This is a genomic window from Rhizobium sp. 62_C5_N11_2 (assembly GCF_051811185.1).
Taxonomy (GTDB): domain Bacteria; phylum Pseudomonadota; class Alphaproteobacteria; order Rhizobiales; family Rhizobiaceae; genus Rhizobium; species Rhizobium leguminosarum.
Genome location: NZ_JBPWPW010000001.1, coordinates 2,317,339 through 2,335,349 on the forward strand (window position 1 = coordinate 2,317,339; position 18,011 = coordinate 2,335,349).

21 protein-coding genes are annotated in these 18,011 nt (G+C 60.9%); 6 read left to right on the forward strand and 15 right to left on the reverse strand.

Annotated elements, in window-relative coordinates; genetic code table 11:
- Nucleotides 1-7: 7 nt before the first annotated feature.
- The 8 genes from AB8B31_RS11665 to AB8B31_RS11700 all read right to left on the reverse strand — a co-directional run bounded on the left by AB8B31_RS11665 (nucleotide 8) and on the right by AB8B31_RS11700 (nucleotide 6,088).
- Entirely contained in the window at nucleotides 8-229 is a 222-nt protein-coding gene (locus AB8B31_RS11665; RefSeq protein ID WP_028733057.1) for a hypothetical protein, read from the reverse strand.
- 54 nt (nucleotides 230-283) lie between these two features.
- Nucleotides 284-694 carry an SRPBCC family protein gene (locus AB8B31_RS11670; protein ID WP_018242336.1) on the reverse strand — a complete coding sequence of 137 codons (411 nt, stop codon included), beginning with the start codon at nucleotides 692-694 and terminating at the stop codon, nucleotides 284-286.
- A complete protein-coding gene (locus AB8B31_RS11675; protein ID WP_018242337.1) occupies nucleotides 691-1,014 on the reverse strand; it encodes an ArsR/SmtB family transcription factor in 324 nt (107 codons plus the stop codon). Before AB8B31_RS11675 ends, AB8B31_RS11670 begins: the two co-directional genes overlap by 4 nt.
- A 209-nt stretch (nucleotides 1,015-1,223) precedes the next feature.
- Nucleotides 1,224-2,048, reverse strand: a complete 825-nt coding sequence (locus tag AB8B31_RS11680) for an ABC transporter ATP-binding protein (protein WP_018446407.1) — start codon at nucleotides 2,046-2,048, stop codon at nucleotides 1,224-1,226.
- Between the two features lie 10 nt (nucleotides 2,049-2,058).
- Nucleotides 2,059-2,895, reverse strand: a complete 837-nt coding sequence (gene ssuC, locus AB8B31_RS11685; protein WP_018242339.1) for an aliphatic sulfonate ABC transporter permease SsuC — start codon at nucleotides 2,893-2,895, stop codon at nucleotides 2,059-2,061.
- An 86-nt stretch (nucleotides 2,896-2,981) separates the two neighbouring features.
- Nucleotides 2,982-4,172 carry an FMNH2-dependent alkanesulfonate monooxygenase gene (ssuD, locus tag AB8B31_RS11690; protein ID WP_131702686.1) on the reverse strand — a complete coding sequence of 397 codons (1,191 nt, stop codon included), beginning with the start codon at nucleotides 4,170-4,172 and terminating at the stop codon, nucleotides 2,982-2,984.
- Nucleotides 4,173-4,555: 383 nt separating this feature from the next.
- Nucleotides 4,556-5,521 (reverse strand): aliphatic sulfonate ABC transporter substrate-binding protein, encoded by a 966-nt coding sequence (locus tag AB8B31_RS11695; RefSeq protein WP_028733059.1) that lies wholly within the window; start codon nucleotides 5,519-5,521, stop codon nucleotides 4,556-4,558.
- A 150-nt stretch (nucleotides 5,522-5,671) separates the two neighbouring features.
- Nucleotides 5,672-6,088 (reverse strand): hypothetical protein, encoded by a 417-nt coding sequence (locus AB8B31_RS11700; protein ID WP_050578512.1) that lies wholly within the window; start codon nucleotides 6,086-6,088, stop codon nucleotides 5,672-5,674.
- Between the two features lie 164 nt (nucleotides 6,089-6,252).
- Between AB8B31_RS11700 and AB8B31_RS11705 the strand changes: the two genes are divergently transcribed.
- Nucleotides 6,253-7,122 carry an NAD(P)-dependent oxidoreductase gene (locus tag AB8B31_RS11705; RefSeq protein WP_028733061.1) on the forward strand — a complete coding sequence of 290 codons (870 nt, stop codon included), beginning with the start codon at nucleotides 6,253-6,255 and terminating at the stop codon, nucleotides 7,120-7,122.
- The gene (locus AB8B31_RS11710; RefSeq protein ID WP_028733062.1) at nucleotides 7,119-7,802 is read left to right on the forward strand and encodes a DNA alkylation repair protein; all 684 of its coding nucleotides are present in this window, start codon (nucleotides 7,119-7,121) and stop codon (nucleotides 7,800-7,802) included. Before AB8B31_RS11705 ends, AB8B31_RS11710 begins: the two co-directional genes overlap by 4 nt.
- Nucleotides 7,803-7,832: 30 nt before the next feature.
- Here AB8B31_RS11710 and AB8B31_RS11715 read toward each other — a convergent pair whose 3' ends face one another.
- From AB8B31_RS11715 to AB8B31_RS11735, 5 genes are all read right to left on the reverse strand, one after another.
- A complete protein-coding gene (locus AB8B31_RS11715) occupies nucleotides 7,833-8,729 on the reverse strand; it encodes a LysR substrate-binding domain-containing protein (protein WP_018446412.1) in 897 nt (298 codons plus the stop codon).
- A 452-nt stretch (nucleotides 8,730-9,181) separates the two neighbouring features.
- Nucleotides 9,182-10,246 carry a porin gene (locus tag AB8B31_RS11720; RefSeq protein ID WP_018242347.1) on the reverse strand — a complete coding sequence of 355 codons (1,065 nt, stop codon included), beginning with the start codon at nucleotides 10,244-10,246 and terminating at the stop codon, nucleotides 9,182-9,184.
- 719 nt (nucleotides 10,247-10,965) lie between these two features.
- On the reverse strand, nucleotides 10,966-11,454 hold the full coding sequence (locus tag AB8B31_RS11725) for an Lrp/AsnC family transcriptional regulator (protein ID WP_003540387.1): 489 nt from the start codon (nucleotides 11,452-11,454) through the stop codon (nucleotides 10,966-10,968).
- A 69-nt stretch (nucleotides 11,455-11,523) separates the two neighbouring features.
- A complete protein-coding gene (locus AB8B31_RS11730; protein WP_028733064.1) occupies nucleotides 11,524-12,156 on the reverse strand; it encodes a uracil-DNA glycosylase family protein in 633 nt (210 codons plus the stop codon).
- Nucleotides 12,157-12,160: 4 nt separating this feature from the next.
- Nucleotides 12,161-12,718 carry a thermonuclease family protein gene (locus tag AB8B31_RS11735; RefSeq protein ID WP_028733065.1) on the reverse strand — a complete coding sequence of 186 codons (558 nt, stop codon included), beginning with the start codon at nucleotides 12,716-12,718 and terminating at the stop codon, nucleotides 12,161-12,163.
- Between the two features lie 106 nt (nucleotides 12,719-12,824).
- Between AB8B31_RS11735 and AB8B31_RS11740 the strand changes: the two genes are divergently transcribed.
- Nucleotides 12,825-14,360, forward strand: coding sequence for a sensor histidine kinase (locus tag AB8B31_RS11740; protein ID WP_018447330.1), 1,536 nt, complete (start codon nucleotides 12,825-12,827; stop codon nucleotides 14,358-14,360).
- 108 nt (nucleotides 14,361-14,468) lie between these two features.
- Here AB8B31_RS11740 and AB8B31_RS11745 read toward each other — a convergent pair whose 3' ends face one another.
- Complete coding sequence (locus tag AB8B31_RS11745) at nucleotides 14,469-14,858, reverse strand: diacylglycerol kinase (protein ID WP_003560069.1); 390 nt, start codon at nucleotides 14,856-14,858, stop codon at nucleotides 14,469-14,471.
- 139 nt (nucleotides 14,859-14,997) lie between these two features.
- Nucleotides 14,998-16,014, reverse strand: coding sequence for a nicotinate-nucleotide--dimethylbenzimidazole phosphoribosyltransferase (gene cobT, locus AB8B31_RS11750; RefSeq protein WP_011652311.1), 1,017 nt, complete (start codon nucleotides 16,012-16,014; stop codon nucleotides 14,998-15,000).
- A gap of 160 nt (nucleotides 16,015-16,174) precedes the next feature.
- Between cobT and AB8B31_RS11755 the strand changes: the two genes are divergently transcribed.
- From AB8B31_RS11755 to AB8B31_RS11765, 3 genes are read left to right on the forward strand one after another with little or no spacing between them, the layout of a single operon-like run.
- Nucleotides 16,175-16,957 (forward strand): adenosylcobinamide-GDP ribazoletransferase, encoded by a 783-nt coding sequence (locus AB8B31_RS11755; protein ID WP_028733066.1) that lies wholly within the window; start codon nucleotides 16,175-16,177, stop codon nucleotides 16,955-16,957.
- Nucleotides 16,958-16,975: 18 nt separating this feature from the next.
- Nucleotides 16,976-17,194, forward strand: coding sequence for a DUF1289 domain-containing protein (locus tag AB8B31_RS11760; RefSeq protein ID WP_018242352.1), 219 nt, complete (start codon nucleotides 16,976-16,978; stop codon nucleotides 17,192-17,194).
- The gene (locus tag AB8B31_RS11765) at nucleotides 17,191-17,892 is read left to right on the forward strand and encodes a TIGR02281 family clan AA aspartic protease (RefSeq protein WP_003560075.1); all 702 of its coding nucleotides are present in this window, start codon (nucleotides 17,191-17,193) and stop codon (nucleotides 17,890-17,892) included. The genes AB8B31_RS11760 and AB8B31_RS11765 overlap by 4 nt, the downstream gene beginning before the upstream one ends.
- The last annotated feature ends 119 nt before the right edge of the window (nucleotides 17,893-18,011 follow it).

Below are 18,011 nucleotides of genomic sequence, written 5' to 3' on the forward strand. Positions count from 1 at the left end.
TTTACCCCTATCCGCTGCTGCGTCCCGCGCTGCGCCATCTGGCGGCATAAGGCAGGACGAACAAGTACAGACCGGTGGGTAATAGCAAGGCGAGCGGAAGAAGCGCCAAAAGCCCCACCCCGACGGAGGATCTCTCCTGCACCATGGCGATGATATTAATTATGACGGCCAGCGTAAAGGCAATGGACAGCCAACGGTGGATCTGCCGACACCAGTTATTCCAATTCACGGGAACCTCCTGCGAAAACGAGCCGAAGCCATGGCGTATCCGTTGGCATCTGTCTCACTCGATCCGCGCCAGCACCTGCTCCAGCTTTGCGAAGAATTGTTGCCAGCCGCTCCTGGCGCCCCCGTAAGCCTGCCGCTGATCCGGCCGGAAGCCCGATTGCTCCATACGCAGGTGCGTGCCCGCGCCCGTAGGGGTGAGAGTCCAGGTGACGACGCTTGCCAGATCATAGGCAGCCCACGTGTAAGACAGGGTTTTGTTCGGCTCGACTTCCAGGACCTGGCAATCGACGGATCCCCAATCCGCGCTGAGCTTAAAACGGTGATCCACGACCGGCACGAAGTCATTCTTCATCAGCCAGTCCGCGATCAGATGCGGCTGGGTGAGCGCGCGCCAGATCTTTTCCGGCGGAAAAGGGATCTCTCGCTCGACGACGACGGAACGGGTTTCAGTCGATGTTTCGGTCATTGGTCCATCCTTTTCAGTAGATCTTCCAGCTGGTCGAACCGATTTTGCCAAAAACCAGCCATCTCACTTGTCCAGTCGACCAGCGGCGCCAGCGCACCGAGCTGCGCGCTATAATGCGTCTGGCGACCTTCGTGACGGTCACGCACCAATCCGGCCTGCTTCAGGATTCCGAGATGTTTCGAGACGACCGGTTGCGAGACCCCAGCGCGTGCCGTCAAAGCCCCGACCGTCTTCTCTCCTTCGCGGCACAGCCGTTCGAAAAGAGCCCGCCGCGTCGGATCGGCGAGCGTTCTGAAGAGCAAGTCTTGAGCGTTTGACATCTACAATCCATACCCCACTGACTATGGATTAACGTATAGCCATAGAGGTATAGGTGAGTCAAGCTGGACGTGAGACGACTTAGGGAAACTGTTGTTGCTGATTTTAGCGCACGTGGCAGCGCGCCTCGGCAGAGACGGGTGAATGTCTCATACCCAGGCGCCTATGCATTTCCGCCATTGATCATGCAGCTTCGCAAACGGCGCTGGGATCAATGCCCGCCGTCGGTGCCGAGGATCGCGGCAAGCAGCCGGCCTTCGAGCTCGGCGAGGCCGGGATGGCCGTGCCGGCGCGGATGTGGATAAGGAATGGGAAGATCGAGCGCGATCCGCCCCTCGTCGAGCACGATGACCCGGTCGGCGAGATGCACCGCCTCGCTGACATCATGGGTGACGAGCACGGCGGTGAAACCGAGTTCGCGCCAGACGCGGTTGATGAGTTCCTGCATGCTGATCCGCGTCAGCGCATCGAGAGCGCCGAGCGGTTCATCAAGCGCCAGCACGCCCGGCCGGCTCACCAGCGCCCGCGCCAGTGCCACGCGCTGCCGCTGACCGCCGGAAAGGCGCGCCGGCCATTCTCCGGCCTTCTCGCCAAGCTGGACTTCGGCAAGCACGGCGTCGGCCGCCTTCAGCGCCGCCCGTCTATCGATGCCGTCGCCGAGCCCGACGACGACATTGTCGGCGACACTGAGCCAGGGGAGCAGCCTTGGCTCCTGAAAGACGATGCGCGCATTGGGGCTGGCCTGTGCGCCGTCGGCATCCTCGAAATGCAGCTCGCCGGCACTCGGCGCGTCAAGGCCCATCAGGATGCGCAGCAGCGTGCTCTTGCCGCAGCCGCTCTTTCCGATCACGGCAACGAACTGGCCGGCCGGAATATGCAGATTGATGCCGCGCAGTACGCGGTTGGCCCCGAAACTCTTTTCAAGCCCCGTCAGGCTGATCGCCGCTGCCCCCGCAGGCGCATTGCGCTCCGGCGCAGGTGTATAGGCTGGCTCTTCGGCGACGGCGTGAAAACGCTCATGCGCGATCGATGTCATGGCGTCTCTCCTATTTCTGATAGACCGGGTTCCAGGCGAGCAGCCGCCTCTCCAGCACTCGGGCGATGACATCGGCAAGTTTGCCGAGCACGGCATAGATGACGAGGGCGAGTACGACGACGTCGGTCATCATGAATTCGCGGGCATTGTTGGCCATATGGCCGATGCCCGAGGATGCGGCGATCGATTCCGATACGATCAGCGTCAGCCACATGATGCCGAGTGCATATCTGAGGCCGACGAAGATCGACGGCAGCGCGCCTGGAAAGATCACCTTGCGGAACAGCGTCCAGTTGCCCATGCCATAGACCTTGCCCATCTCGATCAGATCGCGATCGACATTGCGCACCCCGTGATAGGTGTTGAGATAAACGGGGAAGAGCACGCCGAGCGAGGTGAGAAACAGCTTCGATTCCTCCCCGATCCCGAACCACAGGATGACGAGCGGGATCATCGCCAGATGCGGAATGGTGCGCAGCATCTGCAGCGTCGTATCGGTCAGTTGTTCCGAAATGCGCGATACACCGTTGGCGATGCCGAGCAGGAAACCGATCGAGCCGCCGACGAGAAGGCCGGCAAAGGCGCGGCCGGCGCTCACCAGCACGTCATTCGGCAACTGGCCGGAAACCGTCGTCGACCAGAAGGCCAGGCCGACATCGGCCGGCGACGGCATGATGCGCGATGAGATCCAGCCGGCCGAGGAGGCAAGCTGCCAGAACGCCACAATCGCCACCGGCACCAGATAGGGCGTCAGCTTGTCCAGGCCGGGCAGCGGCAGGCGCAAACCCGCCTTTCCAACCTTTTCGGAAGCGACCGACCGTACGAACGGAGTATCGAAAGTCGACATGCATTGTCCTCGCGCTTATCGAAAGCAGGATGCCGCAAGCCGTAAGCGGCTTGCGGCGGTGTCACGCTCTGCGTCTTCGTTCGAACTCAGGAGCCGGAGACGACTTTCAGATTGCCGCCGTGGCTGCCGCCTGCGAAGATCTGCTTGCGGCCGAACTCGTTGTTGAAGCCCAGGCGCTGCTGCTCGCGAGTGATGCCAAGCTCGGGGAAAAGCAGCTCGGCGACGCGATAGGCCTCTTCGAGATGCGGATAGCCGGAGCCGATCACCGTATCGATGCCGATCTCCTGATATTCGCGAAGGCGCGCGGCCACCGTCTTCGGCGAGCCAACCAGCGCCGTGCCCGCACCGGCGCGCACCAGGCCGACGCCGGCCCAGAGGTTCGGAGAGACTTCGAGCTTGTCGCGGCGTCCGCCATGAAGGGCGGCCATGCGCTTCTGGCCGACCGAGTCGGACTCGTGGACAAAGCGCTCCTGCGCCTCGCGGATCGTATCGTCGTCGAGATGACAGATCAGCCGCTCGGCTGCCTCCCACGCCTCATCATCGGTTTCGCGCACAATGAAGTGCAGACGAATGCCGAAGCTCACCTCGCGGCCGCGTTCGCCGGCGGCCTTGCGCACCTTGGTGATCTTCTCGGCAACCTGTGCCGGCGGCTCGCCCCAGGTCAGGTACTTGTCGACGCGGCCGACGGAGAAATCGATACCGGCATCCGACGAGCCGCCGAAATAGAGCGGCGGGCGCGGGTTCTGCACCGAGGGGAAGCCAAGGCGCGCATTGGTCGCCTTGATATATTTGCCGTCGAAGCTTGCCGTTCCCTTTTCCAGCAGTTCCTCAAAGACGGTGAAGAACTCCTCGGCATGGGCGTAGCGCTCGTCATGCTCGAGATGGATGCCATCGCCGGCAAGCTCCGCCGGGCTGCCGCCGACGACGATGTTGAGCAGCAGCCGGCCGTTGGAGATGCGGTCGAGCGTCGTCGCAAGACGCGCGTAATAGGCAGGCGATGCCGTGCCGGGGCGGATCGCCACCAGGAACTGCAGCTTCTCGGTCTTTGCGGCAAGGGCGGCGGCGGTCACGAAGGATTCCTCGCAGGCAACCCCGGTCGGCAGCAGTACGCCGGAATAGCCGAGCCGGTCGACAGCCTGGGCGATTTGCGTGAGATACCCAATCTCTGGCGCACGGTTGAGCTCGGAGGAGCCGAGATAGGTGCCGTCGCCCGATGTCGGGATGAACCAGAGGAAATTGATAGGTTTGGATGTACCTGTATGGGAGGTGGTGGTCATGGAAACGGTCCTTTAGCTGCGAAATTCGAAAATCAACTCGCGCGGTGGAGATGGCCGCTGGCAAGCGGCAACAAGCAGACTGTCTGCCCACTCGGCGCCGCCGCCGCGCGAATGCTTGGGAGGATCGCGGTGGCGGCGGAGGCTGTAGTAAGGCCGGCTGTCCATCTATGCGTGAGCATCTGAAATATCCCTGTCGATCGGATGGTGGCTGGCCGACGCCTTTCAGTGTCCGCGTCGATCGTCAGGATACTGACATAGACCACTAATTAGATCGACAATATCAATTTGCTATTATAATCCGTTTTGGAGAATATTTTTCCGGTTCGGCGGCATGAAGACCCTCTCCATGCCGCCTCGCAGAAATCTTAGCCCTGGTCGAAAAATCAGCTCGCCTTGGGACGCCAGACGATGTCGCCGGTCGTAAGCTTCTTCGGCAGGATACCGAGTCCATAGAACTCGTCTGCGAGCGCCTGCTGATAGGCGGCGGCGGCATCGGTGATCGTCGAGACGCTGCCGAGATCGGCGCCCTTGCGCGTCAATGTCACGCGCGTCACGTCAGCCGGCACGCCGGTGATTTCGGAAAGCTCCTTCACCGTTTCGTCGAGATTGCTCTGTGCCGACTTTCCGACCTTGGCAAGCTCATCGATCACCTCGACGACCACTTGCCCGTTAGCATCGGTGAAATCACGGTTGGCGAGGAAGAAACTGTAGGAGTCGACGATGCCTTCGGCGGTCGTCAGGATACGTGTCTCCGGATCAGCTTCGGCAATCGCCAGATAAGGATCCCAGATCGACCAGGCGTCGATGCTACCATTCTTGAACGCGGCGGCAGCATCCGGCGGCGAAAGATCGACCTGCTCGACATCTTCGGGCTTCAGGCCTGCCTTGCGCAGAACCTTGACGGTTACATTATGCGCGCTGGAGCCGCGCTTGAAAGCGACCTTTTTACCTTTGAGGTCTTCAAGCGTCTTGATGGGCGAATCCTTGCGCACGAGGATGGCCGAGGCTGCCGGGCTACCCTTGTAGAGACCGACATAATAGAGCTGCCCGCCGGCCGCCTGGGCAAAGAGCGGCGGCACATCGCCGGTCGCGCCGAAATCGAGAGCGCCGGCGCCCAATGCTTCGAGAAGCGGCGGGCCGGAGGTGAATTCCGACCAGCTGACGGTAATGCCACGATCGGCAAGCCGCTTCTCAAGTGCGCTGCGACGCTTGGCGAGCGCCAGCACGCCGTTCTTCTGCCAACCGATACGGAACTCGCTGGCAGCAGCGCGTGCCGGCCTGACAGCCGGCAGGATTGCCGTGGCCGCGGCCGCTGCGAAAAGCCCGAGCGTTTGTCGACGTGAAATCATGACTTTCCCCTTTTTCATGGTGCCAAGCCTGTTTTCGGCTGGTCGACCTGTCAGTGATGAATGCCATGATGATGAAATCTATAATTTATATCGACAATTTTATTTGCGAGATTCGGCCTTTGCTGAAATTTTGCGGCCCGGAAATCGCCCTTAAGCGGATTTTTTTCGCGCGTCCGCTATGCCGGCTACTATTCCGCTTCCTTCCCAACCTTCGGCGGCCAGACGCTCCCGGATAAAGGTGGGGCCGCCGGCAAGACGGTTCGCAAGCAGGCTTGCGGGATCGACGATGCGCCAATAGGGCGTGACCGTCGAAACCGGCTCACCCTTCTCCAATGCGCCGAAGGACAGTTCGGCGATCGCGCGCAAATGCCGCTGCACGGTTACCGGGCAACAGGCATCCGCCCGATATTGGTCAGCGAGTCGACGGCGGAGAACGCCGACATCGGTAAGGACACCTTCCGGTGCTGATCGAATCTGCTCTGCGACCATCTGCAGCGATGGAATGAGCATAGCCTGCATTCCGCTGCGGCCTTTGCGCCGCGGCTTGATCGTCGGATTTTCGCTCATGTCACCCTCCGGAAACATTGTGCCCTCTCCCCGATCTAGGGCTGCTCCGAATGGTGGCCAGCCTCATATGCGTCAATCCGAAGGAAGTCCGTCTTCACGGGCTTTTCTGCTCCCGCCGTTTCGGTTAATCCTCGGACCCGCACTTGAGGAAAAGGATAGGACATATGGCTAAAGTCGCGTTCATCGGTCTCGGCGTCATGGGTTTCCCCATGGCGGGCCATCTGAAGACGAAGGGCGGCCACGATGTTACCGTCTACAACCGTACCGCCGAAAAAGCCGCCGCCTGGGCCGAGAAATTCTCCGGCAAATCCGCCTCCACCCCGGCCGAGGCCGCCGCCGGTGCCGATTTCGTCTTCGTCTGCGTCGGCAATGACGAAGATCTCCGGTCGGTGACATTGGGCGAGAACGGCGCCCTGCACGGCATGAAGCCAGGTTCGGTGCTGATCGACAACACCACCGCCAGCGCTGAAGTCGCCCGCGAACTTTATGCCGCGGCAAAGGAAAAAGGTGTCGATTTCATCGACGCTCCTGTCTCCGGCGGCCAGGCCGGCGCTGAAAACGGTGTCCTGACCGTCATGTGCGGCGGCGACGAGGCCGTCTTCGAACGCGCCAGACCTGTCATCGACGCCTATGCCCGCATGGTTGGTTTGATGGGACCGGCAGGCTCGGGCCAGTTGACCAAGATGGTCAACCAGATCTGCATTGCCGGCCTCGTCCAGGGACTTGCCGAAGCGCTGCATTTCGGCAAGCGTGCTGGCCTCGATATCGAAAAGGTGGTCGAGGTGATCTCCAAGGGGGCAGCCGGCTCCTGGCAGATGGAAAACCGCCACAAGACCATGAACGCAGGCAAGTATGATTTCGGCTTCGCGGTCGACTGGATGCGCAAGGATCTCGGCATCGTGCTCACCGAAGCCCGCCGCAACGGCGCCAAGCTGCCGGTCACCGCCGTCGTCGACCAGTTCTATGGCGACGTGCAGGCAATGGGCGGCAATCGCTGGGACACATCCTCGCTGCTCGCCCGCCTCGAAAAATGATCGGCCCCTCCTCCGATGCGGCCGAATTGATCGCGCATCTCGAAACGCTGCGCTCGGAGGAGAATGTTGCCGGCATGGCGCGCTTTGGCATCGTCACCGATCGCGCCCTCGGTATCTCCAATCCCGATATCAGGGCGGTCGCCGGACTGGCGAAGAAGGATCACGCCAGGGCAATGCAGCTCTGGCGAAGCGATATCCGCGAAGCCCGCCTGCTCGCCCTCTACACCGCCGAGCCGAAGCGGTTGACCATGGAAGAGGCTCGAAGTTGGGCCAATGATTTCAACTCGTGGGAGATCGTCGATTGCGCCGCCGATCTCTTCGTTGAAGCCCAGCTGGACGAGCTCATCTCAGACTTCGCCGCAGACGAGCGTGAATTTATCAGGCGCACCGCCTTCGCCATGATTGCCGGTGCCGCGGTTCACTTAAAAAAGGAACCTGATGCGACCATCCTTGCCTGGTTGCCGCTGATCGAGGCCCATGCCGGCGACCCGCGAAACTTCGTGCGCAAGGCGGTCAACTGGGCGCTGCGCAGCATCGGTAAGCGCAATCTCACCTGCCATGCGCCGGCACTGACGCTCGCAAAGGCCCTGGCGGAAAGCCCTGACAAAACTGCCCGCTGGATCGGCAAGGATGCCGTCAGGGAGTTGGCCGGCGAAAAGCTATTGGCACGGTTGATATAAGGCGAATGCCGGCTCGCGTGGCGCTGTAAGTCAATGCTGTTTTGATTTTTCGACCAGGAAATCGATCAGGACCCGCACCGCCGGCGGCATGCCCTTGGCTGTCGTGAAGACGATATAGAACTGGCTCTCCTCCGACTGCCATTCTGGCAGCACCCGCACCAGCTTGCCTGCCTGGAGATCGGCCTCGCAGGCACTTTCGAGCAAAAGCCCGAAGCCGAGGCCGGCACGGGCCGCGTCGAGGATAGCGGTCATGCTGCGGCAGGTGAGCCGTGGCTGATGCCGAATCACCCGCTTGGCGTCATTCGGACCGACCAGTTCCCAGGTATGGAACGATACCCATGACGTCATTGCCAGCGTCGGCAGGTCGGCGAGTTCGTCCACGTAACGCAAGGTGCCAGTGCGCTCGACGAGCGACGGACTTGCAACCAGGATACGCCTGATACGGTCGAGCTTGCGCATCGTCAGACTCGTCTGCGTCTCCGGCTCGTTGGTCGCTCTCACTTCGAGGTCGATTCGTTCGTTGATGAGGTCGGCCCGCCGGTCGGAGCCGATGATCTGCAGCTTGATCTTCGGATAACGTTCCAGGAATTCGGGCAGGATTCCCCCAACCGAGATGTCGACGAGGCCAAGCGGGCAGCCCATGCGCACCACACCTTGCGGGTCGGACTGAGCCTCGCTGACGATCGACTTGGCGCGATCGGCTTCCTGCAGGATGGTCTGGCATCTTTCGTAGAAAGCTTGGCCGATCTCAGTCACCCGGAAGTGACGGGTCGAGCGCTCTATGAGCCTTGCACCAAGCCCTTCCTCAAGCCGGCTGACCCGCCTGCTGAGTTTCGAACGTGGTATTTTGAGATCGCGACTTGCAGAAGCGAAACCGCCGCTGGAGACGACAGCGGCGAAATAATAGTAGTCGTTGAGATCGTCCATAAGAACAAGCTATCCGCGAGTAGGAATGAATGCCGGCCCCCAGCAAGGGTTGTATCCTCTCTCCCAAAAAGCGGTGATCACATTGTCGGCATTGGATTTTCTTTTCGCGACCTGTTGCGACAAAGCCAGCCAACACCGCATAGGAAGACAGACCAACAGCCGTCCGCGCGATAAATCTATCGGTGGATCCAGCTCGTTTGAAAGATTGAAAACGGGGTGCCTCAAGAAACGAGGCGGGCAGATGCCGACGTGCGATACGCAACGTACCTGTTCGGCTCACCTGAAAAGACGATCCTGAAAGACTGCCTTGAAGACTGTGCGTCAAAAACGCTGCAAGGACGGTCCGGCAGGGAAGACCGGACCCGTCCCCGTAGCTGATCGGAGGTCACTCGGATCAGAAACTGATTTAAGTGCTCCCGGTCCGAAGACCGGGAGCATATCCACCAAGTGGATTAGAACGAACGCTGCAGACGGAAGTAGCCCGTCGTGGAGTCGTCGCCATCATCCGGATCGAGGTACTGAACCGAAGCCTTGGCGTAGAAGTTGTCGACGATCTGGTAATCAACGGTCAGACCGACCTTCCATGCATCACCGGCACCGTCGTAATCGCTAGGAACGGTGTCAAACGCGCTGGCACCGCCGATGTAGTTGCCGTAGTACTGAACACCCGGGGTGATTTTCAGCTTGTCGGTTGCCTTGATGGCGTATTCGGCAGCAACTGCCCATTCAGCCGTCGAGTAGTAGGAGTTCGGGCCGGAAGAGTACACAGCAGCGAGGCCGAGCGTACCGGGACCGATGTCAACCGTACCCATTGCACGGACAGCGCCGTCTTCGTTGTCGACGTCCCAGCCGCCAGTGACCTGGTAGCTGAACGCGCCGGCAGTGCCGCCGATGCCGAAGGCAACGCCGACATTGTTCGGACCATCGTTCGGAACAAGGAGGCCGGTGACGGGATCCACGTCACCCTGATAAACGCCGTCTTCCAGTTCATCGACGCTGATACCAGCGTAGAAGGTGCCGCTTTCATACTGATAGCGGATGGAGTTGTGCAGCGTTACGACCGAGCCGATGTCGTCGGTTTCGCCAGAGAGACCATCGTCCCACCAGCTGTAGAACAGACCAGCGCGGAAGCCCGCGATGTCGAGGTAAGCGGAATCGAGAATGGCGTCCTGAGCCGTGGCGTTGTCAGCATTGAACTGCATGACGATGACGCCGGTCAGCGGACCATATTCGGTGTCGCTCTTGGCCGTGAACTGAACCTGACCGCGGGTGACGGCATCCCAGTCCGAATCGCCGCCGACGTCTTCGCCAACGTTAACCTGGAAACGGATGTAGCCTTCGATCTTGAGGCAGGTTTCGGTGCCCGGGATGTAGAAGTAGCCGGTGCCGTAAGCGTCGCAGACGCGAACATATTCAACCGGTTCCGGCTCAGCAGCAACAATAGCGTCAGCTGCAAGAACCGGCGTCGATGCAGCAAATGCTGCTGCTGATGCAAGCAAAACCATTCTGATGTTCATTTACCAATCCATTCCTTTGTCGATCGGGGCTGGCTTCAGATCGGGTAGTCGATTTGAAGCCGGCCCAGTTTGAACAGCCATCTCGGCGTGCGGATCGATCGAACCGCCAAACCGTCATCACATACAAGGCCCTATCAAGCAATTCTCGATACACGCCAGATGGGTTCTCACGGGCAAGTTTCCCCGACAACGTGATTTTTATACAACAATTTCAAATATTTATACGAAAGACATGCCAAACGGCTCCGCGACGGAAATCTTCCATCGCAAGCCGCAAACCCTAAACCCCTTTGTCAAATTCTCCACCGTCCGACCCCCGTCGAACATACTGGTGAAGCGCATAAATTCTACCGCCGGCTAATGAGCACAAACAAGGTGGCGGTTTAGAACATAGTGTCCTGAATTCGATACCAATGAGACAAAATTATGACATATCGCCCACTGGTTTCATCAAACATAACCCGGGAATCCTTACCAGGCTATTCACTTTTCCAGGAAATTCGGTCGATTTGAGCGTTTTTTCGCTATTTTTGAGGCTTTTTTTTGCAATAGCAGATCGCACATACTTAAACCCGGCCTTTGCCGAACCGGCAATCCCACGTGCAGCCGGAGTGCACACGCCGCCTCTAAGGGCATATCTGAGGTCGCAGACTCACGCCCGGTCTCAGTCCTCATTGGATTTTGCATTATCGCGTGCGGTCACGGCCGCACGCTTGACCTCAATCCTCGTTTGATTTGGCATTATCGAGAATCATGTAGTCGAGCGGCAACTGCGTCGAATACTTGATCTGCTCCATCGCAAAGGCGGAGGAAACGTCGCGAATCTCGATCTTGGCGATCATCCGCTTATAAAAGGCGTCATAGGCGGCAATATCGGGCACGACGACTCGCAGGAGATAATCGACATCACCGCTCATCCGGTAGAATTCGACCACTTCGGGGAATTCGGCGACCACCTCGGAAAAGCGGCGCAGCCATTCGATCGAATGAGTGGCAGTGCGAATCGACACGAAGACGGTGACCTTGGTGTTGACCTTCTCCGGATCGAGGATGGCGACTCGGCGCTTGATGACGCCGTCTTCTTCCATCTTCTGGATGCGCCGCCAGCACGGCGTCGTCGAAAGCCCCACTTTCTTGGCGAGATCGGCAACGGCAAGCGTCGAATCTTCTTGCAGAAGACGCAGTATTTTTCGGTCGAGGCGGTCCATGCGCACAACAGTCCTTTCGAATTATTTTCTTTGTATAACTCGATTCCGCGCAACTAAAAGAATTTTGTTTCAGGAAAGCAGCATTTTCGTCCGTTCCTGCAAGACCGGGAGCAATTCTTTCTCGAACCAGGGATTGCGCTTCAGCCAGCCGCTATTGCGCCAGCTCGGATGCGGCAGCGGCAGCACCGCCGGCGATCGGTTGGACAGAAGACAGTCACGCCATGCCCGCACCGTCTCGGTCATATTGTCCCGCCTTTCACCGGCCATATGCCAAGCCTGCGCATATTGGCCGATGACCAGTACCAGTTCGATCTGTGGCATGGCCGAGATCACCCTTTGCCGCCAGAGGGGCGCGCATTCGCGCCGCGGCGGCAGATCCGCGCCCTTGCCGTCGTAGCCAGGAAAGCAGAAGCCCATCGGGACAATAGCGAATCGGTCGCGGTCATAGAAGCTTGCCCTGTCAACGCCAAGCCATGACCGCAGCCGGTCGCCTGAGGCATCGTCGAACGGCAGCCCGCTCTCATGCACCCGAAGCCCGGGCGCCTGCCCGGCGATCAGGATGCGTGCGCTCGACGAGATCACGGCCACCGGGCGCGGCTCGTGCGGCAGCCGGTGCGCGATGCCTTTTGCCGGCGCGTCTCGACAGATGCGGCAGGAGGCGATCTCCCGCCGCAGCGTCTCCAGCATGGCTTCGTCGGTCATGACTTTACTCCCATCCGACGATCCGCCCGATGAGGTGCAGGGCGCCGTCGAAACCGGAACTCTGGCGCGCATGGTCGCGCACATCGCGTGGCCGCTCGAAAGTCCCGGCCCAGAGGCCCGCCTTTTGAGCCTTCGCGTCGGCCTCCTCCTTGGCATAACCGCCATAGGAGATGGCCATACCCTGGCGCACCATGGCGGCATTGATGTCGCCGCCCGCCCCGCTCCGGCAGATGACGAGCAGCCTGTCGTAGCGGTCGTGCCGGCTGCCCTGACAAAGCGTTCCAGATGCCAGCACCATGCCCTGCAGCGCCTCGCGCGCCGCGCGGCCACAGGCCCAGGCCTTCCCTTCCCGCTCGCAGCTCTGGTTGAGCTCCGGCGCATCGATGCCTTCGAGGCGCAAACGTTCGGCTCCCAATGTCAGACTGTCGCCGTCGGCGGCATGGAAAGCACCCATATGCTCGATTTTTGCCGCATCATTGAGCTTGGCGGCGATCAGCGCCACGAGCGCCAGCAGGGCAAAAGCGGTCACGCCGTCGCGAATCAGGCGCAGGCCCCGTGTCACGCTTTCGCCTCCTTAAAAAACAAATCCTTGGCAAAGATGGCAAACATCTTCTTAAGAATTGTCGATTAAGCTCTTATCCACCCTGGGATGAAGTTTCAACGTGCACATGAGTACCGGCGTAAGCACATCGACCGACAAGATCATCGTCGACAGGTCGCGTAGCCACCGCAATAAGGCCGTTTCCAAGGCCGTGCGGCAGACGCGCGAACGTCTTCAGTCCGGTCATGCGTCAAATTCCTCCTTCGATCGTGACGTGCTCAACATGTATGTGGCATCGGTGCTGCAGGGCGCGACGATCATGCCGCTCTTCGTCGTCATCATCACCGCGCTTGGCGTTTATTTCACCCAGAATACGCAATTGCTCTTCTGGGCGCTGCTGACACTCACCTGTCACACCGGCAATATCCTGCTGGCGCGGCGCGCGCGCCGGCAGGAAATCACCTCCGAGAGCGCCCGCAAATGGCGCCGCCTGCTGCTGCTCGGCCAGTTCCTGCTCGGCTGCTGTTGGGCCGTCTTCGCGCTGCAAGGCTGCGACACCTGCGAGCCGTCGAGCTTCATTCTCTATAAGGGCGCGACGCTGCTGATCGCGCTCTCCGTCACGGCGATGTCGAACTTCATGCTGACGCCCGCCGTGCTCGCCGCCTTCTCGCCCGCGGTCCTGGCGCTCGCCGCCAAGAGCGGCCTGTCGCGGGACCTCCTCGAAATCAGCCTGACTGGGGCCTTCACCACCACCCTGGTCTTCTTCAATTATATCAGCGACCGGCTCTTCAAGTCGAACCTCAGAATTCTCTCATACCAGTCGGAGAAGGACGACCTGATCGCCGAGTTGGAAGTGGCGAAATCGATGTCGGACGAAGCTCGCCGCCGCGCCGAAGAGGCAAACCTCGCCAAGTCCCGCTTCCTTGCCTCCATGTCGCATGAGCTCAGAACCCCGCTCAACGCCATCCTCGGCTTTTCTGAGGTGATGTCGGCCGAAGTCATGGGGCCGCTCGCCAATCCGACCTACAAGGAATACGCCGGCGATATCCACCGCTCCGGCCAGCATCTGCTCGATCTCATCAACGAGATCCTCGACCTGTCACGCATCGAGGCCGGCAAATACGAGCTGAGCGAGGAGGCGATTTCGCTGCTCGATATCACCGAAGATTGCATCGGCATGGTCCAGTTGCGCGCCCGCGCCAAGAACATTGCCATTTCGGACCAGTTCGAGCGGCAGCTGCCGGCCATCTGGGCCGACGAGAAGTCGATGCGCCAGGTGGTGCTCAACCTTCTCTCCAATGCCGTCAAGTTCACGCCGCAGGGCGGCGAGATCCACGTCAAGGTCGGCTGGACAGCTGGTGGCGGACAGTACATCTCGATCAAGGACAACGGCCCCGGCATTCCGGAAGAAGAGATTCCCGTCGTTCTGTCGGCCTTTGGCCAGGGCTCGATCGCCATCAAGAGCGCCGAACAGGGTACCGGCCTCGGCCTGCCGATCGTCCAGGCGATCCTTGCCAAGCATGATGGGCAGTTCCTGCTGAAATCGAAGCTGCGCGAGGGCACCGAGGTCATCGCCATCCTGCCTGCCAAGCGCGTGCTCCAGAGCCTGCCGGCCGTCGAGGAGGCTCAGGCCGTCTTGCGCAAGCGCAAGAGTTTTGCCTGATTCAGCTAAAGCATGATGCCGAGAAGTGTGAGCGGTTTTTCGGGCGACATCATGTTGGATTTTTTGATTTGGATCCGGATTCAAATTTTCGGCCGATCCAGCGTGAAATCATCCAGATCCAAAGAACAGGTGTTTGCCGAGGACGAAGCCGAGATAGAGGCAGCAGGCGGCAATCATGCAGGTTACCGCGAAGGAGCCGAGATCCTTGGCGTGTTTGCCGACGATCGAAATCTCCGGCGAAATCCGGTCGATCACCTCTTCAACGGCGGTATTCATCGCCTCCATCGAAAAGAGCCCGAGAAACAGAAGCACCGCGACGACGATCTCGCCGGCAGTGGCTCCCACCAACGCCAGCGCAGCGATCGAAACGATGAAGAAGCCAAGTTCCTGGCGGAAGGCTGCCTCTTTCAGCACTCGCAGGAAGCCCGCCCAGGAGTAGCTGGCGGCGGCGATGAAATGCCGAAGTCCGGTCTCTTTCGTCACCGCAGGCTTCGTCAAGATGCCCTCTCCTCTTCCCGTTGCATCACAGACCGGGAGAGGCTTTGCCGCCTCCCCTTCGATGAGCGAATACGCAAATACCGAATCCATTTGGGCGGCGCAAGCGAACGCGTGCGGATCGACGGCGCCGGCCGCGGCCTTAATGCTTATTCGACACACCCGCCTGGGCGAAGGTCGCCATGCCGGAATGGCAGGCGGCGGCGGCCTTGACGATGCCGGCGGCAAGCGCCGCACCGGTGCCTTCGCCAAGCCGCATGCCGAGCGCCAGAAGCGGCGTCTTGCCGAGCATCTCGATTGCGCGAAGATGTCCGGGCTCGCCGGAGACATGGCCGATCAGGCAATGATCGAGCGCGGACGGATTGGCGGCCTTCAGAATCGCTGCCGCCGCGGTCGCGACATAACCGTCGATCAGCACCGGGATGCGCTCCATGCGAGCAGCAAGAATGGCGCCGGCCATTGCCGCGATCTCGCGGCCGCCGAGCCGGCGCATGATCTCGAGCGGATCGTCGAGATGGTCACCATGCAGCGCCACCGCCTTTTCCACCGCCGCGATTTTGCGCTCGAGCATCTCACCTTCCGAACCGGTGCCGGGTCCCACCCAGTCACGCGCCGAACCGCCGTAGAGCGCATAGTTGATCGCCGCCGCAATCGTCGTATTGCCGATGCCCATCTCGCCGATGCAGAGCAGGTCGGTGCCGCCGGCGATCGCCTCCATGCCGAAGGCCATGGTCGCGGCGCAATCGCGCTCGGAAAGTGCTGCCTCCTCGGTGATATCACCGGTAGGATAATCGAGCGCCAGATCGAAGACTTTCAGTCCGAGATCATAGGCGACACAGATCTGATTGATCGCAGCACCACCCGCTGCGAAGTTCTCGACCATCTGTTGCGTCACCGTTGGTGGAAAGGGCGTGATGCCCTGCTTGGTGACGCCGTGATTGCCGGCAAAGATCGCCACCAGCGGCCGGTTGACGGCAGGTGTGCGGCCGGTCCAGGCGGCAAGCCAGAAGGCGATCTCCTCGAGCCGTCCGAGCGCGCCCGGCGGCTTGGTCAGCTGCGCGTCACGTTCGCGCGCGGCCACCAGCGCGCGGGCATCCGGCCCCGGCAGGTCACGAAGCAGGGTACGGAAATCGTCGAACGGCAGGCCTGAAACGCTCATCTGTGCGGTTTTCCTATAAATCCGGGTATTTCTTGTTTTTTCCACGCAAATCAGCTTCTTTGCGGATGGCAACTCTCTTAAAGCGGGCGGACGAGGCGAACAACTCCAAAAGCGCAGCCGCGACCATAAGCCGAGATGACCTCCGGCAGAACGAAGCAGAATGAAGATCAATGACTATGCGGTCGATACCGCCCGCGCCGTCGCCTTCCTCAGCCGCATTCCCATGCCGCAATCGCTGTTCAAAGGCTATGACGGCAGGCTCGGCCCGCTGGTGCGCGCCTTTCCCTTCGCCGGCATCGTCATCGGCTTCATCCCTGCACTCGCCCTCCTCCTGCTTTTGGGGCTGCGCGCCGATCCGCTGATGGCAGCCCTGATCGCGCTTTCCATCCAGGTCTTCGTCACCGGCGCGCTGCACGAGGACGGCCTGGCCGATACGGCCGACGGCATCGGCGGCGGCAAGAGCCGCGAGCACAGCCTCCTCATCATGAAGGACAGCCGGATCGGCACCTATGGCGCGATAGCGCTGATCCTCTCCTTCGCGATCCGCGCAGCCGCGCTTGCCGCCATCGCCCGCCATTCCGCGCCCCTCACTGCCGCGCTTGCCATTCCCGCTGTCGCGGCGCTGAGCCGCGGCGCCGTCGCCTGGCACTGGCAGCGGTTGGCGCCGGCAAAGGCCGATGGCGTGGCCGCCTCGACCGGCCAGCCGGACGAGGCGGCGATGCAGTTTGCGCTCGCCTCAGCCGGCCTCGTCGCAGCACTTCTGATCTGGCCGGCCTTCGGCCTGCGGCCGCTGGTCGCAAGCCTGCTCGCCACCGGCATCGCAGGGTTTGCCTTCACCGCCTTCATCCGCCGCAAGCTTGCCGGCCACACTGGCGACACGCTGGGCGCAACGCAGCAGATTTGCGAGATCGCTACCCTTTGCGCCCTTGCCACGGCTCTTTGAAACTCCGATATATCCACCATGCAAACACCCTGCGTTCACGTCTGCTCCCTGGTTTCAGCCACCGGATTCTGCGCCGGATGCGGCCGGACTCTTCAGGAAATCGGCAGCTGGATGAGCTACTCCGACACCGAGCGAAGACGGATCATGGCCCTGCTGCCGGCAAGGCTTGCAGGCGCCGTCAGTGTGTCGAACCACATGAAACCAAGCCTCGCCCGCGGGCCGGAGCGGCCTTTATGATCCGTTTGACCGTCTTCCTCGTCGTGATCGGCATCGGCCTTGCCGTGCTGATCGTCAACAATGACAGCGGCCGCATCCTCGGCCTGCAGAGCGATGACTTCGGACGCGTCGTCTATCTACTGCCGATAGCGCTGATGCTGTCGGCTGGCATCTGGGCGAGCCGGCGCAGCGTCGGCGAAACGATGCGCCAGATGATGATCTGGCTGGTCATCATCTTGGCGCTCGTGACTGTCTATCTCTATCGCCAGGAAGCGCTCGGCGTCGGCAACAGGCTGCTCGCCGGCCTCGTTCCCGGCCACGCCGTCGTCGTCACCACAAGCGAGGGCGGCCAGGAGATCATTCTGCACAAGCTACTGAACGGCCATTTCGAAGCCGATGTCGCGGTCAATGGCCAGACGATCGAGATGCTCGTCGATACCGGCGCCAGCATGGTGGCGCTGTCGCGCGAAGATGCCGAACGGATCGGCATCGACCTCTCCCGCCTCACCTATTCCATGACCGTCATGACCGCCAACGGCCGCGGCCGTGCAGCACCCGTCACCCTCGACCAGGTGGCGATCGGCCCGATCATCCGCAACAATGTCACAGCCAGTGTCGCCGAAGACGGCCGGCTCGACCAGAGCCTGCTTGGCATGAGCTTCCTGGAAACGCTGGGCTCGCTGCAGATGCAGACCGACGAACTCCGCATGCGCGACTAATGCGGCTCAGCCGCTTTACGGCGGCAACCGGATCTGGCAGCTTGGGCGCAAGAACAACAAGACCACAAAGAGCAAAAAGAAACTCCTAGTCGGGTGGCACCGCATGTTCGACCCGCCTT

Excerpts from the sequence above, each read along its gene's own strand:
- AB8B31_RS11700 (WP_050578512.1), bottom strand. The coding sequence starts at position 6,088 with ATGAGCGAAAATCCGACGATCAAGCCGCGGCGCAAAGGCCGCAGCGGA.
- AB8B31_RS11670 (WP_018242336.1), bottom strand. The coding sequence starts at position 694 with ATGACCGAAACATCGACTGAAACCCGTTCCGTCGTCGTCGAGCGAGAG.
- AB8B31_RS11720 (WP_018242347.1), bottom strand. The coding sequence starts at position 10,246 with ATGAACATCAGAATGGTTTTGCTTGCATCAGCAGCAGCATTTGCTGCA.
- AB8B31_RS11705 (WP_028733061.1), top strand. The coding sequence starts at position 6,253 with ATGGCTAAAGTCGCGTTCATCGGTCTCGGCGTCATGGGTTTCCCCATG.
- AB8B31_RS11675 (WP_018242337.1), bottom strand. The coding sequence starts at position 1,014 with ATGTCAAACGCTCAAGACTTGCTCTTCAGAACGCTCGCCGATCCGACG.
- AB8B31_RS11725 (WP_003540387.1), bottom strand. The coding sequence starts at position 11,454 with ATGGACCGCCTCGACCGAAAAATACTGCGTCTTCTGCAAGAAGATTCG.
- ssuC (WP_018242339.1), bottom strand. The coding sequence starts at position 2,895 with ATGTCGACTTTCGATACTCCGTTCGTACGGTCGGTCGCTTCCGAAAAG.
- cobT (WP_011652311.1), bottom strand. The coding sequence starts at position 16,014 with ATGAGCGTTTCAGGCCTGCCGTTCGACGATTTCCGTACCCTGCTTCGT.
- AB8B31_RS11680 (WP_018446407.1), bottom strand. The coding sequence starts at position 2,048 with ATGACATCGATCGCGCATGAGCGTTTTCACGCCGTCGCCGAAGAGCCA.
- AB8B31_RS11760 (WP_018242352.1), top strand. The coding sequence starts at position 16,976 with ATGCAAACACCCTGCGTTCACGTCTGCTCCCTGGTTTCAGCCACCGGA.
- AB8B31_RS11755 (WP_028733066.1), top strand. The coding sequence starts at position 16,175 with ATGAAGATCAATGACTATGCGGTCGATACCGCCCGCGCCGTCGCCTTC.
- ssuD (WP_131702686.1), bottom strand. The coding sequence starts at position 4,172 with ATGACCACCACCTCCCATACAGGTACATCCAAACCTATCAATTTCCTC.
- AB8B31_RS11710 (WP_028733062.1), top strand. The coding sequence starts at position 7,119 with ATGATCGGCCCCTCCTCCGATGCGGCCGAATTGATCGCGCATCTCGAA.
- AB8B31_RS11715 (WP_018446412.1), bottom strand. The coding sequence starts at position 8,729 with ATGGACGATCTCAACGACTACTATTATTTCGCCGCTGTCGTCTCCAGC.
- AB8B31_RS11695 (WP_028733059.1), bottom strand. The coding sequence starts at position 5,521 with ATGATTTCACGTCGACAAACGCTCGGGCTTTTCGCAGCGGCCGCGGCC.
- AB8B31_RS11740 (WP_018447330.1), top strand. The coding sequence starts at position 12,825 with ATGAGTACCGGCGTAAGCACATCGACCGACAAGATCATCGTCGACAGG.
- AB8B31_RS11765 (WP_003560075.1), top strand. The coding sequence starts at position 17,191 with ATGATCCGTTTGACCGTCTTCCTCGTCGTGATCGGCATCGGCCTTGCC.
- AB8B31_RS11730 (WP_028733064.1), bottom strand. The coding sequence starts at position 12,156 with ATGACCGACGAAGCCATGCTGGAGACGCTGCGGCGGGAGATCGCCTCC.